Source organism: Rossellomorea sp. KS-H15a, assembly GCF_024195245.1.
Lineage (GTDB): Bacteria > Bacillota > Bacilli > Bacillales > Bacillaceae_B > Rossellomorea > Rossellomorea vietnamensis.
In genome coordinates this window covers 3,497,384-3,512,201 of record NZ_CP096886.1, presented here as the reverse complement: position 1 = coordinate 3,512,201, position 14,818 = coordinate 3,497,384, and the positions used below count along the sequence as shown (strand labels likewise).

Sequence of the window (14,818 nt, the reverse complement as noted above, 5' to 3'; positions counted from 1 at the left end):
AAAATCCCAAAAAATGACGAACTCATCTGAGTCCGTCATTTTTTATGTGTATCGATATAAATCAGAAAATTTCAGTCGTGTCACTTGTTCAAGGAGGTAGGCGGACTTCGTTGCATCCTTTTTGCGAAGCGTGTTCAGGGCTTCGATCATTTCGTCATGTGTCATGAGGCCAACCCCGTGACCGAAATACTGATCTTCTTTTATAAAGACCGAGTTTTCACCCATCCAGATCGGATCTTCGAAATCGGGGTTGAAGAAGTAATAAACATCCCCGGGGATATAATCCAGCCCTTTGTATGTGACCATGGGAAGATCATCATCATAGTTGTGGCCCCATACAAGGAGATGTGAGTAGAGTTCATTGAAATAGGAAGGTTTGATCGTATCGAGGATGGATTTATAGTAAAGCAGTACAATACTTGTGACACATTCGAAGCTGTACGCAGAACTGTTGGTGAAGATATCATCAATGGCATCTGATGGAAGCTTGGATTGCTTCAGCTGGTATCCATAAGGGGTCTTGGTCCAAAATGTCGGGTTGAACTTCGAATGTTCGAAGGCTGAAAAAGTGGCGTCACTTTCATTCATTTTTTTCGCATTGCTAATGATTCTTTCTCTTACTTTCAGCTCATATTTGAGCTCTGGAAGATTCCGATACCGATAGTCGGTGGGGCTTTCTTTCAATGTAGTAAATATGTTTTCTTCGACAGCAGTCAGGTTCGGTAATTCCTTAGGGGTGGATTCATTTTCGATGATGATCAATCCATACACCTCCAGGCCTTTTTAATAATGTATGTTTGGGAGGGGGGATATGGTATTAACACAGAAAAAAATGGAAGGAGAAACGAAACCCTTCCGTTTCTCCTTCCATTAAGTTTGCAGGTTATTTATTTTGCTTATTTATCTTCTCATACACCCCAGCGATGGCCTGTTCGAACTTCCCTGTGGCTTTCGGGGTGTAGTAGTGAGCCTTCTTCAGTTTATCCGGGAGGTAGGTTTGCGCCACCCATCCCGATTCATAGCTGTGGGGATATTTATACTCCACACCTCTGCCCAATTCCTTGGCTCCTTGGTAGTGTGCATCTTTCAGGTGATCCGGCACCTCGCCGCTCTTGCCTTTCCGGATATCTGCAAGGGCAAGGTCGATGGCGGTGATCGCAGAGTTCGACTTAGGAGAAAGGCAAAGTTCGATGATGGCATTAGCCAACGGGATCCTGGCTTCCGGAAACCCGATCTTCTCTGCTGTTTCAACTGCCGCGAGTGTCCGTGGTCCCGCTTGGGGATTGGCAAGTCCGATATCTTCATAGGCAATGACCAATAGTCTCCGTGCAATGCTCGGCAAGTCTCCTGCTTCCACGAGTCTTCCAAGGTAGTGGAGGGCTGCATTCACATCACTCCCGCGGATCGATTTCTGAAATGCGCTGACAACATCATAGTGTGCGTCGCCATCTTTATCGTGAGAAAAGCTTTTCTTCTGTAGGCACTCTTCTGCTATGGAGACGTCAATATGAATGACCCCATCGTCACCAGGGGAAGTGGACAGTACAGCCAACTCCAATGAATTCAATGAACTTCTTACATCTCCGAAACTGCTGCTTGCAAAATGTTCAATCGCTTCGTCGGTTACATCGAGTGAATATCCGCCCAAGCCGCGTTCTTCATCTTCAATGGCACGGGTCAGGGCGATTTTCATTTCTTCTATGGAAAGAGGCTTTAATTCGAAAATCTGGCATCTGCTTCGAATGGCGGGATTGATGGCATGATAGGGGTTGCTTGTTGTAGCCCCGATCAAGGTGATCATCCCGTTCTCTAAATAAGGAAGGAGAAAATCCTGCTTTCCTTTATCCAGTCGGTGAACCTCATCCAATAGGAGGATCACCTTACCTGACATCTTCGCTTCCTCCGCTACGATCTGAATATCTTTTTTATTATTCGTCACGGCATTCAGGGTTTTGAAACGGTACTTTGTACTTCCGGCTATGGCACTTGCGATGGACGTTTTTCCAATGCCGGGAGGGCCGTACAGGATCATGGATGATAGCTGCTTCGCCTTCACCATCCGGTCGATGATTTTTCCTTCTCCGACTAAATGCTGCTGCCCGATGATTTCCTCGATTGTCCTTGGTCTCATCTTAAAGGCAAGTGGTTTTATCGACATGAAACATCTCTCCAAACTGACGTTCTAGTACCATTCACTTTATCACAGGAGGCAGCATTAAGGAAATATTGTGGATGCACAATGAGAATGAAACCGCCCCTTTCACAGTGAGGGCGCGAATATGCTATAATAACAAAAGTCAATAAGGAGAAAAACGTCCCGTCTCAACATGTGACGTTATTAAATATAATAGAGGTGCTGGACATGAAGATTTCAACTAAAGGCCGTTACGGTTTAACCATTATGATAGAACTTGCAAAACGACATGGTGAAGGACCGACTTCACTGAAAACCATCGCACAGCAGCATGAGCTGTCTGAACATTATCTTGAGCAGCTTGTCGCTCCACTGCGGAACGGCGGTCTGGTCAGAAGTATCAGGGGTGCGTACGGTGGTTATGTATTGGGCCATGAGCCATCTGACATTACAGCGGGGGATATTATCCGGATCCTTGAAGGTCCGATCAGTCCTGTGGAAGGAATCGAGGACGAGGAACCGGCAAAGCGTGAACTGTGGATCAGGATCAGGGATGCCGTTAAAGAAGTACTCGACAATACAACAATTGAAGATTTGGCCAGCCACTCTGATGATGGTGAATCAGATGCGTATATGTTCTATATCTAGGAGGTAACAATCAATGGAAAGAGTGTATCTGGATCATGCTGCAACGTCGCCCATGCATCCTGAAGTGATTGATGAAATGACAGCCGTGATGAAGGAGGACTTTGGCAATCCCTCGAGCATTCATTCATTTGGACGTGCATCTCGTCATCTTGTGGATCATGCACGGACCATCATTGCAGCTAGCATCCATGCCGATTACAATGAAATCATTTTCACCAGTGGTGGAACTGAGGCGGATAATTTAGCGATCATCGGAACGGCCGAAGCCAATAAGGAAAAGGGTACCCACATCATTACGACACAGACCGAGCATCATGCTGTATTGCATGCATGTGAATTCCTGGAATCAAAAGGCTTTGAGGTCACGTACCTGCCTGTGGACCGATCAGGAAGGATAGCGCTTCAGGATCTTGAAAAGGAGCTGCGTGATGATACCATTCTCGTCACGATCATGTTCGGGAATAATGAAGTGGGGACCCTGCAGCCGATTAAAGAAATCGGTGAATTATTACAGGATCACCAGGCCTATTTTCATACGGATGCTGTACAGGCCTTCGGATTGACCAGCATCGATGTCCGGGACCTGAGGGTCGATCTGCTTTCGGTTTCAGGGCATAAGATCAACGGTCCCAAGGGAATTGGATTTCTTTATTCCCACAAAGGGGTGGATCTTCAGCCTGGTTCATACGGCGGTGAACAGGAACGCAAGCGCCGTGCGGGAACAGAGAATGTCCCTGCCATCGTGGGTCTGGGGAGAGCAGTGGAGATTGCACGGCATTCTCTTGAGGAGAAGCATGCGTCTCTCTCCGGTCTCAAGAATCTGCTTAGACAGACGTTGGCTGATAAGGGGACCCAATTCGAAGAGAACGGATCCCTTGAGCACGGATTACCCCATGTGCTAAACTTAAGCTTTCCCGGCACGGATGTAGAATCCATGCTGATGAATCTGGATATGTCAGGTATCGCCGTTTCAAGCGGTTCCGCTTGTACGGCTGGATCGATAGAACCATCACATGTACTCGTGGCGATGTATGGGAAACAGTCCGATCAATCAAGGAACTCCATCCGTTTCAGCTTCGGCCTTGGAAATACGGAGGAACAGATTGAGAGAGTGGCCCATGAAGTCGCAAACATCGTGAAGAGATTAACAACATAAGAGGGTCGTCTTACATGAGGCGATCGAACGGAAACAAGGAGGTGGCGTTAGTGAAAAAAGAACCAAAGGATACGAGAGTGGTCGTTGGGATGTCCGGTGGAGTGGACTCTTCTGTAGCTGCATTATTATTGAAAGAGCAAGGCTATGAAGTCATCGGGATTTTCATGAAGAACTGGGATGATACCGATGAAAATGGAGTATGTACGGCAACCGAAGACTACAACGACGTGATTCGGGTATGTAACCAAATTGGGATTCCTTACTACGCTGTGAATTTTGAAAAACAATATTGGGATAAAGTGTTTACGTACTTCCTGGATGAATATAAAGCCGGCAGGACCCCGAATCCGGATGTGATGTGCAATAAGGAAATCAAGTTCAAGGCATTCCTTGATCATGCATTGAAGTTAGGTGCAGACTATCTGGCCACGGGTCACTATGCACAGGTCGAGTACCGTGATGGCGAATACAAAATGCTGCGCGGGGTCGATAACAATAAGGATCAAACATACTTCCTCAATCAGCTCGGGCAGGAACAGCTTGAAAAAGTGATGTTCCCCCTAGGCGGCATCGATAAGAAGAAGGTACGTGAAATTGCCAAGGAAGCGGGCCTTGCCACTGCAACCAAGAAAGACAGTACGGGAATCTGCTTCATCGGTGAACGTAACTTCAAGGATTTCTTGAGTAACTATCTTCCGGCGCAGCCTGGAAAGATGGAGACCCTGGATGGAAAAGTGATGGGGAAACATGATGGATTGATGTACTATACCATCGGTCAACGTCACGGCCTTGGCATCGGTGGTGCAGGTGAGCCGTGGTTTGCCATCGGGAAGGACCTGGAAAGGAATGTCCTTTACGTAGGTCAAAGCTTTGAGCACCCTGCCCTTTATTCCGATTCGATTCTTGCGACGGATGTTCACTGGACATCGAATGAAGAGAAATCGTCTGAGTTCGCATGCACGGCAAAATTCCGTTATCGTCAGGATGATAATAAGGTCACAGTCATTCCATTGGAAGATGGCAAGGTGAAAGTCATCTTTGATGAACCTATTCGCGCGGTAACGCCGGGACAGGCAGTCGTTTTCTACAACGGGGATGAGTGCCTTGGTGGAGGAACGATCGATACCATCTTTAAAGATGAGAAAAAACTGACGTACGTCGGATAAAGCAAAAGGACTGGGAAAAGGAGAAGGGAATCTCTTTTCTCTCAGTCCTTTTTTTCATCACGGAAGGATGTCCCTTATGTTATACTAGTAACGATAAAAGGAAGTACATACATAAATATTAGACCATATAGAGGTGTTTACATTGGATAAGAATTTAAAAGGCATTGAATTATTACAAGAAGGAAAAGTAGAAGAGGCGGTAAAACTCTTCACAGAAGCCATCGAAGAAAATCCGAAGGAACCGGTAGGGTATATCAATTTCGGTAATGTATTGATGTCGGTTGGTGACAATGAAAAAGCGAAGAAGTTTTTTGAACGGGCGATTTCCGTTGATGAAAACGCAGGAGCCGCTTATTACTCTCTCGGAAATCTGTTCTTCAATGAGAATAAATTTGACGAAGCAAAAGATCAATTTGAAAAGGCCATCTCCAAAGGAATGGAGAATAGCGACGTATTCTTCATGCTTGGGATGAGTCTGTTCCAGTTAGATCAGCCAAGATTTGCACTACCGTACTTTCAGCGAAGCGTTGAATTGAATGAAGAAGACATCGAAGCGCGTTTCCAATTAGGATTGTGTCTTGCGAAAGTGGAAGCATATGAAGAAGCGATCACTCAATTATCCCAAGTGGTGGAAGCGGATCCTGAGCATGCAGATGCCTATTACAATCTGGGGGTTGCGTATGCTGGGCATAAGGATGATGCGGATACGGCACTCATGTATTTTAACAAAGCCATTGACGTTCAACCTGATCATATGCTGGCGGGTTATGGAATCAAGATGATCGAAAAGCTTAAAAATGAACAAAGTGAATAGTTAGGGGGTTCACTGCCTTGAGCCAGCAAGACTCTTTAAAGCTGTTTGGTGAGGAAGAAATATATATAAAAGGAAGGCATCTTGTCACGATTTTTCATAATGAGGAGAACCTTTATTCGGTGGTCAGAATCCGTGTGGATGAAACGAATGATTCTTATGAGGATAAAGAAGCGGTCGTAACCGGGAATTTCCCTAAGATACATGAAGATGATACCTATATATTTTATGGTAGATTTCAAGAGCATCCAAGATTCGGCATGCAGTTTCATGCCAATCATTTCAAGAAAGAAATACCCCAAACCACACAGGGTGTCGTCCATTATTTATCAAGTGATCTCTTCAAAGGGATCGGGAAAAAAACAGCTGAAAAGATCGTTGAGCATATCGGGGAAAATGCGATCAGTAAAATACTCGAAAATCCAAGCCTTTTAGATGAAATTCCAAAGCTTCCAAAGGAAAAGGCTAAGAGTATCTATGATACGTTATCTGAGCATCAGGGACTCGAGCGGGTCATGATCATGCTGAATGAGCTTGGATTCGGTCCTCAGATTTCCATGAAGGTCTATCAGGCTTACAAAGAGCAGGCACTTGAAATCATTCAAAAGAATCCTTATAAGCTTGTGGAAGATATTGAAGGGATCGGCTTTACCCGGGCAGATGAATTGGGGTCCAAGATTGGTTTGACAGGCAGTCACCCGGACCGGATCAAAGCAGGCTGTTTATATACCCTGGAACAAACATGTGTCAAGCAGGGTCATGTGTATCTTGAAGCGGAAGAACTCATTGTTACGGTGAAAGAGCTCCTTGAGAAAAGTCAGCCAGAAAGAATCGAATACACGGACATTTCCACTCAATTGGTTTCCTTGGAGGAAGAAAGCAAAGTCATCGGTGAAGGGACGAAGGTGTATGTTCCTTCCCTCTATTTCTCTGAAAAGGGGATTGTGACGAATATCGAAAAGATATTGTCCCAGACACAGTATAAAGATCAATTCCCCCAGTCTGAATTCCTTCTGTCACTGGGTGCCCTGGAGGACAGGCTAGGGGTACAGTATGCGCCTTCTCAAAAGGAAGCCATCGAGACGGCATTGATGTCTCCCATGCTCCTGTTGACGGGTGGACCGGGTACGGGGAAGACCACTGTCATTCAGGGGATCGTCGAACTGTTCGCCGATCTTCACGGGTGTTCTTTGGATCCCAAGGATTACAAAGATGAACCGTTCCCGGTATTGCTCACGGCCCCTACAGGACGTGCAGCTAAGCGGATGACAGAATCTACGGGGCTGCCGGCCATGACGATCCACCGACTCCTCGGATGGAATGGTCAGGAAGGATTTCAGAGCGATGAAGAACGGGCCATCGAGGGCAAGCTGTTGATTGTGGACGAAGTGTCCATGGTCGACACTTGGCTGGCCCATCAATTGCTGAAGGCTCTGCCTGATGATATTCAAGTGATATTTGTCGGGGATGAAGATCAATTGCCGTCCGTCGGTCCGGGTCAGGTACTGAAGGACTTGTTGAATTCGGAAAGCGTGCCGACTGTCAGGTTGACGGATATATACAGGCAGGAAGAGGGTTCCTCGATCATTGAACTTGCTCACTATATGAAAAGGGGACAGGTTCCCGCCGATTTGACCAAACAGCAAAAAGATCGTTCGTTCTTTCCCTGCAGGACGAATCAGATTTCAGAGGTCGTTCAGAAAGTGGTGGAAAATGCCAAGAAGAAGGGCTACTCACCTAAAGATATACAGGTCCTTGCCCCAATGTACAGGGGCCCTGCAGGGATCGACCGCTTGAATGAACTTCTTCAGGAAATCTTTAATAGTAACGATGGGACACGGAAAGAAATCGCCTTCGGGGACGTGAAATACCGGATCGGTGATAAAGTCCTTCAGCTTGTCAATCAGCCTGAAAACAATGTTTTCAACGGGGATATAGGTGAAATCGTTTCGATCTTTTATGCGAAGGAAAACACCGAGAAACAGGACATGATCATCGTTTCGTATGAAGGCAATGAGGTCACGTATACACGGCAGGACCTCATGCAAATCACCCATGCGTATTGCTGCTCGATCCATAAATCCCAGGGAAGCGAATTTCCCATTGTCATTTTACCCGTCGTAAAGAGCTATTACCGGATGTTACGGAGAAATCTCCTATACACGGCCATTACAAGGAGCAAGCAATTTCTCATTCTCTGCGGAGAGCTGGATGCTTTCAAGCTTGGAGTGGAGAGGGAAGATGATTTTCTCAGGAAAACGACCTTGAGTGAGAAGCTGAGAGGCATACTGCATCACGAGGGGCGTCGTGTGGAAGAAGATTTATCAGAAGGGGACATACCCATTGAAGAAGTCCTTCTGAATGAAGACCCGATGATTGGAATGGAAGGGATCAGCCCTTACGATTTCATGAAGGCATAAAGTTGATGAATGAAGATGTCATTCATCAACTTTTTTTAAGTTTATTGTCAACTAAAACAAAATTTAAGTTGACATATATTTAATGAAAGCGATATCCTTATCTTGTAGAAAAAATGACAGATGGGGGAAGACAGATGAGCAGAAAATTAAGGACAATCGATCTTACACTGGCAGGGATGTTTGTTGCACTTATGGCGATCGGTGCCAACATCACCACATTCGTACCTTTTATGGTAGTAGGCGGTGTGCCCATTACTTTACAGACGTTTTTCGCCATTTTAGCAGGGGCGATCCTTGGAAGCAGGGTCGGGGCGATTTCCATGACAGTGTACGCATTGGTCGGTCTTGTAGGGGTCCCGGTATTTGCCCGATTTGGAGCAGGGTTATCTTCTATAGTAAGCCCGACATTCGGATTTATCGTTTCGTTTATCTTCACAGCTTACATTACCGGTAAAATCGTGGAAAAACATAAAGGGATCAAAGTATATATCTTCGCCGCACTGGTCGGGATGGCCGTCAATTATGTAGTCGGAACAAACTGGATGTACGCTGCATATAAGTTCTGGGCACAAGCTCCGGAAGGATTCACCTATAAGCTCGCATGGGCATGGATGGTGGTTCCGCTTCCGAAGGACATCATTTTAGCCGTCTGTGCTGGTGTCATGGCCCATCGTTTAGAAAAATCGGTTCTGTCAAAAAGTACATTTAGAAATTTGAAGCGTGCCGCTTAATGGGGAGGTTGTCAGATGAAAACGTGGAAAACACTTGCAGATGAGGTCATCGAGGGAAGGGAACTAACGAACGAAGAAGCTTTAGCCATCCTGAAAAGTCCGGATGATGAGCTTCTGGAGCTGTTGCACAGCGCGTACGTGATCCGGAAACATTATTATGGAAATAAGGTCAAATTAAATATGATCATTAATACAAAATCGGGACTGTGTCCTGAGAATTGTGGGTACTGTTCCCAGTCAAGCGTCTCTGATGCACCGATTGAGAAGTACCGCATGGTGGATAAAGAAACCATCATGAAGGGAGCCGAAAATGCTCATCAACTGAATGTCGGCACTTACTGCATCGTGGCAAGTGGCCGTGGTCCGAGCAATCGGGAAGTGGATCATGTTGTATCGGCCGTTAAAGAAATCAAGGAACAGTATAATTTGAAAGTATGCGCATGTCTAGGATTATTAAAGGGTGACCAGGCGAAACGGTTAAAGGAAGCAGGGGTGGACCGCTACAACCATAACATCAATACGTCCGTTAATCATCATGAAAACATCACCACTTCCCATACATATGAAGACAGGGTGAATACCGTAGAGCAGGCAAAAGCAGAAGGTATTTCCCCTTGCTCCGGAATCATTGTCGGCATGAAAGAAACGCTGCAGGATGTGGTGGATATGGCACATAGCCTGAAGGTCCTCGATGCTGACTCGATACCGGTCAATTTCCTTCATGCCATCGATGGGACACCTCTTGAAGGAACGGATGAACTGAACCCGAGGTATTGCTTAAAGGTCCTTTGCTTGATGCGCTTCATCAATCCAACGAAAGAGATCAGGATTTCCGGTGGGCGTGAAGTGAACCTGCGAAGCCTTCAGCCACTGGGCCTTTATCCTGCAAACTCGATCTTTGTCGGGGATTACCTTACGACAGCCGGACAGGACGGCACAGCGGACCATAAAATGCTTGAAGATCTCGGATTTGAAATTGATTATGTAAAAGAAGAAATCGGGCAGTCCGTCACCACTCCATAAAAATTCAATGGATGCTATGGAAAAGGTTACTCCTTATGAATTCAGGAAAATATCCCACACTATATAAGAACGTTGATATTGCATCAATGTTTGGGCGTCAGAACTCATTAAACAAGTATAAAACATGCACTGATTGGACATGATGGTAGGGAATAATCACCATTATCCGGTGAAGCCCTGAGGTGAACGTACCGATGAAGTGTCCAAATTGTCAGAGTAAAGATATCGGAAAGATCGGCATCAACCAATACTATTGTTGGGGATGTTATATTGAACTTTCCTTGTCTAAGGGAGTCATTCACACTCACCAGGTGGAAGAGGATGGATCACTCAGCTCCTTAGATGACTTGTTTGATGAGGAAGAACGCCGACTAAGCTAGGAAGAGGTGTCTTTCTTGAATAAAACATTTGCATCCATCGTTGGTTTTGGAGCAGGAGTCGCGGCTTCCATCTATTCTCAAAGGTCCAATATGATGAGTCAGAGACAAATGAAACGAATCCGTAAACAAGTAAAGAAACTTTTTTAACAGCCGAAAGAGACTGGCTCATTGTGGGTCAGTCTCTTTTTTTGTTCTTTAATAAAGGAGGGCGAATGAATCCCCATGAATAAAACCACCTCTTATCTTCAAACACTAGAGGAGAAAAGAGGGAGGTGTGGATGGTGGAAAGAAAATCTTATACAAGATGGATATACAGGCTTTCGATGGCCCTCATTCTTGCATTATTTTTATATGTACTCTATTTATTGAAGCCTGTATGGCATCCGGTATTAGAGGTCTTATTCTTTTCCCTGCTTCCTTTCTTCATAGGCGGGTTCATTGCCTACCTGCTTCATCCTGTAGTGGAGAAACTGCATGAAGCAGGTATTCACAGGGGGATCGCCATCCTCTTCATCTACCTCCTTTTCTTTGGGGGATTGGGCTATGCCATCTATAAAGGGACCCCGGCCGTCATTCATCAGCTGAAGGATTTATCGGAGAACGCGCCGGTTTTCACAGAGCAGTACCAGGGCTGGCTGAAGGTTGTTCAGAGTGAGACTTCCACATGGCCGGACGGAATCCAGTCACAGCTTGAGAAGAGAATAGACGGACTCGAAGCGTGGGTGACGGGCCTTGTGGCTTTGGTGCTGGCGACGGTGATGAAGTTCATGAACAGTCTGCTCATCGTGGCCATCATTCCCTTCGTATCCTTTTATTTATTAAAGGATATTACAAAAGTAAAGGCGTTCATGTGGCAGCTTACCCCGAAACAGTGGAGGCAGAGTGCGATATCATTTTCACATGATGTGGATGAATCCCTCGGTGGTTATATCCGGGGGCAGCTCTTGGTTTGCTTGATCATCGGTGGTATTTCAGCCGCCACCCTATGGCTGATCGGTATGAAATACCCCCTCATTCTCGGCTTGATCATTGGCGTGACGAATGTGATCCCGTATTTCGGCCCGATCATTGGGGCTGTCCCGGCAGCCATCATCGCAAGTACGATCTCCACGAATATGGTGATCTATGTTGTCATTATGGTGGTGGTCCTGCAGTTCTTGGAGGGTAACATCCTATCACCACTCATCGTCGGTAAAAGTCTTCATATGCACCCTTTATTCATCATGGGTGCTTTAATCCTGGGAGGCGAGGTAGGCGGTGTGATCGGCATGATTGTAGCAGTTCCCTTTCTTGCCGTCATTAAAGTGGCCATTTTACACGGAAGGACCCATTTTCTTCATACAAAGATCGATGAATAGCTGAAAAATGGGAATGATCATTGACAAATACGATGAATATTTCTATAATCCAACATATACAAGTATTCGCATAAAATGAAAGCAATGAAGGACCGAGTACGTTATAGTCCATCTTCCAGAGAGAAATCCCCCAGGGTGTAAGGGATTTTAGATGAAGGATAACGGAATGCTAATCCTGAGTGCAGGTAAAGCCTGCCGTCCAGCCGCGTTAAGGTGCATTGAGGGATGAATGAACGAAGGTTTATTCATAACCAGGGTGGTACCGCGAGAAACAGCTCTCGTCCCTGTTTTAGGGATGAGGGCTTTTTTGTATTCTTTTTTAACCATACATACAAAGGAGGAAGCTTGATATGAACAAATTAACAGGCGCAGAAATTCGTCAGAAGTTTTTAGATTTCTTTCAGGAAAAAGGACACGGAGTAGAACCGAGTGCATCACTCGTTCCCCATGAAGATCCTTCCCTATTATGGATCAACAGTGGGGTAGCGACATTAAAGAAATATTTTGATGGCCGTGTGATCCCTCAAAATCCACGAATCGTGAATGCCCAAAAATCGATTCGTACGAACGACATCGAGAATGTAGGGAAGACAGCACGACATCATACATTCTTCGAGATGCTCGGGAACTTCTCGATCGGTGATTACTTTAAGGTAGAAGCAATTGAATGGGCATGGGAGTTCCTCACGGATGAAAAGTGGGTTGGCTTCGATCCTGAAAAGCTTTCCGTCACGATCCACCCGGAAGATCACGAAGCATTTGACATCTGGAACCAAAAAGTGGGGGTCCCTGCGGAACGCATCATCCGTATCGAAGGGAACTTCTGGGATATCGGAGAAGGCCCGAGTGGTCCGAATACAGAAATCTTCTATGATCGCGGACCTGAATACGGAGACAATCCCGAAGATCCAGAATTATATCCAGGCGGGGAAAATGATCGTTATCTTGAAGTGTGGAATCTGGTGTTCTCACAATTCAATCACAATCCTGACGGGACGTACACACCGCTTCCGAAGAAGAACATTGATACTGGCATGGGCCTCGAGCGAATGGCGTGCGTCGTTCAGGAAGTCCCTACGAACTTTGATACCGATTTATTTATGCCGATCATTGCTGCAACGGAAGAAATTTCAGGGAAGTCTTACGGCAAAGACAACGATACGGATGTAGCTTTCAAAGTTATTGCCGATCATATCAGAACGGTTTCCTTTGCGATCGGTGACGGGGCCCTTCCATCCAATGAAGGCCGCGGGTATGTCTTAAGAAGACTTCTTCGCCGCGCTGTACGCTTTGCCAAACAGATCGAAATCAACCGCCCATTCATGTATGAATTGGTTCCTGTCGTTTCTGAAATCATGGTTGACTTCTATCCGGAAGTGAAGCAAAAAGCAGAATTCATCCAAAAAGTGGTGAAAAATGAAGAGGACCGTTTCCATGAGACATTGAATGAAGGTTTGGCTATCCTTTCATCCATCGTCAAGGTACAAAAGTCTTCCGGAAGTAACGTGATTCCTGGTGAAGATGTCTTCCGTCTTTATGACACGTATGGTTTCCCTGTTGAATTAACGGAAGAGTACGCAGAAGAAGAAGGATTGACGGTTGATCATGAAGGTTTTGAGAGAGAGATGGAAGGTCAGCGTGAAAGAGCGAGATCTGCCCGCCAGGATGTAGGAAGCATGCAGGTGCAGGGTGGAGTGCTGAGTGATATTACAGTGGAAAGCCGCTTTGTCGGATATGACACACTCGAAAGTAATTCGACAGTCCTTGAATTATTGGTGGACAATGAACGTCAGCCTCAGGTCGGTAAAGGTCAGGAATGCCAGTTCATCCTCAACGAGACTCCTTTCTATGCAGAAAGCGGTGGACAGATCGGGGATAAGGGATATATCGAAGCAGATGGCGTAAGAGTATTCGTCAAAACGGTCAAAAAAGCACCTAATGGACAAAACCTTCACACGGCCGTTGTAGAAGAGGGGACATTGGAGCAGGGGGCCGAGGTCCTTGCAAGGGTTTCAAGAGAATCCAGAACAAAAGTGGAGAAAAACCATACAGCGACCCACATTCTTCATCAGGCATTGAAAGACGTCCTTGGAGAACACGTGAATCAGGCAGGTTCCCTTGTTGAACCGGATCGTCTGCGCTTTGATTTCTCTCATTTCGGATCTGTATCACCAGAAGAAATGGAACGGATCGAAGCCATCGTCAATGAGAAGGTTTGGAAAGCGATGTCAGTGAACACGGCCCTGAAATCTCTAACCGAGGCTAAAGAGATGGGTGCCATGGCGTTATTCGGTGAGAAATATGGTTCAGAAGTACGTGTCGTATCGATTGGAGACTACAGCCTGGAGCTTTGCGGAGGCTGTCACGTATCCAATACATCCGAGATCGGCTTATTCAAGATCCTCTCTGAAAGCGGGATCGGTGCCGGTACCAGACGGATCGAAGCCTTTACAGCAGAAAATGCGTATACAGTATTGAATGATCAGGTATCTCAACTGAAAGAGGTTGCAGCGAAACTGAAATCGAATCCGAAAGAAGTAGTCAATCGAGTAGACTCATTATTAGGTGAGATGAAAGAGCTTCAAAGGGAAAATGAATCTTTATCTGCAAAGTTGTCTAACATAGAAGCAGGTAGCTTGACGGATCAAGTGAAGGTCATCGATGGTGTGAATGTCCTGTCTGCGAAAGTGGCAGCCGGTGACAGCAACGGACTGCGCACGATGATGGATGATCTGAAGCAGAAGCTTTCATCCGGGGTAATCGTACTGGCAACAACTGGTGACGACAAAGTGACCATCATTGCAGGAGTTACGGATGACTTAGTCGAAAAAGGATATCATGCCGGCAAATTGGTGAAAGAAGTCGCTTCCCGCTGTGGCGGAGGAGGCGGTGGCCGTCCGGACATGGCCCAGGCTGGCGGTAAAAATCCGGAAAAAGTCGAAGAAGCCCTTCAATTTGTAGAAGAATGGGTCAAATCCATTTAACTCCGTG

13 protein-coding genes and 1 other annotated feature are annotated in these 14,818 nt (G+C 46.0%); of the genes, 11 read left to right on the top strand and 2 right to left on the bottom strand.

Going from position 1 to position 14,818, the window contains the following annotated elements; translation table 11 throughout:
• Positions 1-42: 42 nt before the first annotated feature.
• Complete coding sequence (locus M1J35_RS18015; protein ID WP_254651859.1) at positions 43-762, bottom strand: protein-glutamine gamma-glutamyltransferase; 720 nt, start codon at positions 760-762, stop codon at positions 43-45.
• A gap of 121 nt (positions 763-883) precedes the next feature.
• Entirely contained in the window at positions 884-2,158 is a 1,275-nt protein-coding gene (locus M1J35_RS18010; protein ID WP_254651858.1) for a replication-associated recombination protein A, read from the bottom strand.
• Positions 2,159-2,362: 204 nt separating this feature from the next.
• Between M1J35_RS18010 and cymR the strand changes: the two genes are divergently transcribed.
• The 11 genes from cymR (at position 2,363) to alaS (ending at position 14,811) form a co-directional block, all read left to right on the top strand.
• A complete protein-coding gene (gene cymR / locus M1J35_RS18005) occupies positions 2,363-2,782 on the top strand; it encodes a cysteine metabolism transcriptional regulator CymR (RefSeq protein WP_034757332.1) in 420 nt (139 codons plus the stop codon).
• Between the two features lie 13 nt (positions 2,783-2,795).
• Entirely contained in the window at positions 2,796-3,938 is a 1,143-nt protein-coding gene (locus M1J35_RS18000; protein ID WP_224519458.1) for a cysteine desulfurase family protein, read from the top strand.
• Positions 3,939-3,988: 50 nt separating this feature from the next.
• A complete protein-coding gene (gene mnmA / locus M1J35_RS17995) occupies positions 3,989-5,104 on the top strand; it encodes a tRNA 2-thiouridine(34) synthase MnmA (RefSeq protein WP_034757338.1) in 1,116 nt (371 codons plus the stop codon).
• Between the two features lie 142 nt (positions 5,105-5,246).
• A complete protein-coding gene (locus M1J35_RS17990) occupies positions 5,247-5,918 on the top strand; it encodes a tetratricopeptide repeat protein (protein ID WP_224519459.1) in 672 nt (223 codons plus the stop codon).
• A 17-nt stretch (positions 5,919-5,935) separates the two neighbouring features.
• Complete coding sequence (locus M1J35_RS17985) at positions 5,936-8,335, top strand: SF1B family DNA helicase RecD2 (protein ID WP_254651857.1); 2,400 nt, start codon at positions 5,936-5,938, stop codon at positions 8,333-8,335.
• 134 nt (positions 8,336-8,469) lie between these two features.
• Positions 8,470-9,066, top strand: coding sequence for a biotin transporter BioY (locus tag M1J35_RS17980; protein ID WP_254651856.1), 597 nt, complete (start codon positions 8,470-8,472; stop codon positions 9,064-9,066).
• 15 nt (positions 9,067-9,081) lie between these two features.
• A complete protein-coding gene (gene bioB / locus M1J35_RS17975; RefSeq protein ID WP_224519462.1) occupies positions 9,082-10,089 on the top strand; it encodes a biotin synthase BioB in 1,008 nt (335 codons plus the stop codon).
• A 194-nt stretch (positions 10,090-10,283) separates the two neighbouring features.
• Complete coding sequence (locus M1J35_RS17970) at positions 10,284-10,469, top strand: hypothetical protein (protein ID WP_034757353.1); 186 nt, start codon at positions 10,284-10,286, stop codon at positions 10,467-10,469.
• 15 nt (positions 10,470-10,484) lie between these two features.
• Positions 10,485-10,616: a YrzQ family protein gene (locus tag M1J35_RS17965; RefSeq protein ID WP_079531766.1), complete on the top strand. Its 132-nt coding sequence runs from the start codon at positions 10,485-10,487 to the stop codon at positions 10,614-10,616.
• A gap of 131 nt (positions 10,617-10,747) precedes the next feature.
• A complete protein-coding gene (locus tag M1J35_RS17960; protein ID WP_254651855.1) occupies positions 10,748-11,827 on the top strand; it encodes an AI-2E family transporter in 1,080 nt (359 codons plus the stop codon).
• 75 nt (positions 11,828-11,902) lie between these two features.
• Positions 11,903-12,116 (top strand) — a binding site (T-box leader).
• Between the two features lie 61 nt (positions 12,117-12,177).
• Entirely contained in the window at positions 12,178-14,811 is a 2,634-nt protein-coding gene (gene alaS, locus M1J35_RS17955; protein ID WP_254651854.1) for an alanine--tRNA ligase, read from the top strand.
• Positions 14,812-14,818: the final 7 nt, after the last annotated feature.

What these genes read in the sequence shown, in the direction of transcription:
- M1J35_RS18010 (WP_254651858.1), bottom strand. Translation starts at nt 2,158, where the DNA reads ATGTCGATAAAACCACTTGCCTTTAAGATGAGACCAAGGACAATCGAG.
- cymR (WP_034757332.1), top strand. Translation starts at nt 2,363, where the DNA reads ATGAAGATTTCAACTAAAGGCCGTTACGGTTTAACCATTATGATAGAA.
- M1J35_RS18000 (WP_224519458.1), top strand. Translation starts at nt 2,796, where the DNA reads ATGGAAAGAGTGTATCTGGATCATGCTGCAACGTCGCCCATGCATCCT.
- M1J35_RS17980 (WP_254651856.1), top strand. Translation starts at nt 8,470, where the DNA reads ATGAGCAGAAAATTAAGGACAATCGATCTTACACTGGCAGGGATGTTT.
- bioB (WP_224519462.1), top strand. Translation starts at nt 9,082, where the DNA reads ATGAAAACGTGGAAAACACTTGCAGATGAGGTCATCGAGGGAAGGGAA.
- M1J35_RS17970 (WP_034757353.1), top strand. Translation starts at nt 10,284, where the DNA reads ATGAAGTGTCCAAATTGTCAGAGTAAAGATATCGGAAAGATCGGCATC.
- M1J35_RS17960 (WP_254651855.1), top strand. Translation starts at nt 10,748, where the DNA reads ATGGTGGAAAGAAAATCTTATACAAGATGGATATACAGGCTTTCGATG.
- alaS (WP_254651854.1), top strand. Translation starts at nt 12,178, where the DNA reads ATGAACAAATTAACAGGCGCAGAAATTCGTCAGAAGTTTTTAGATTTC.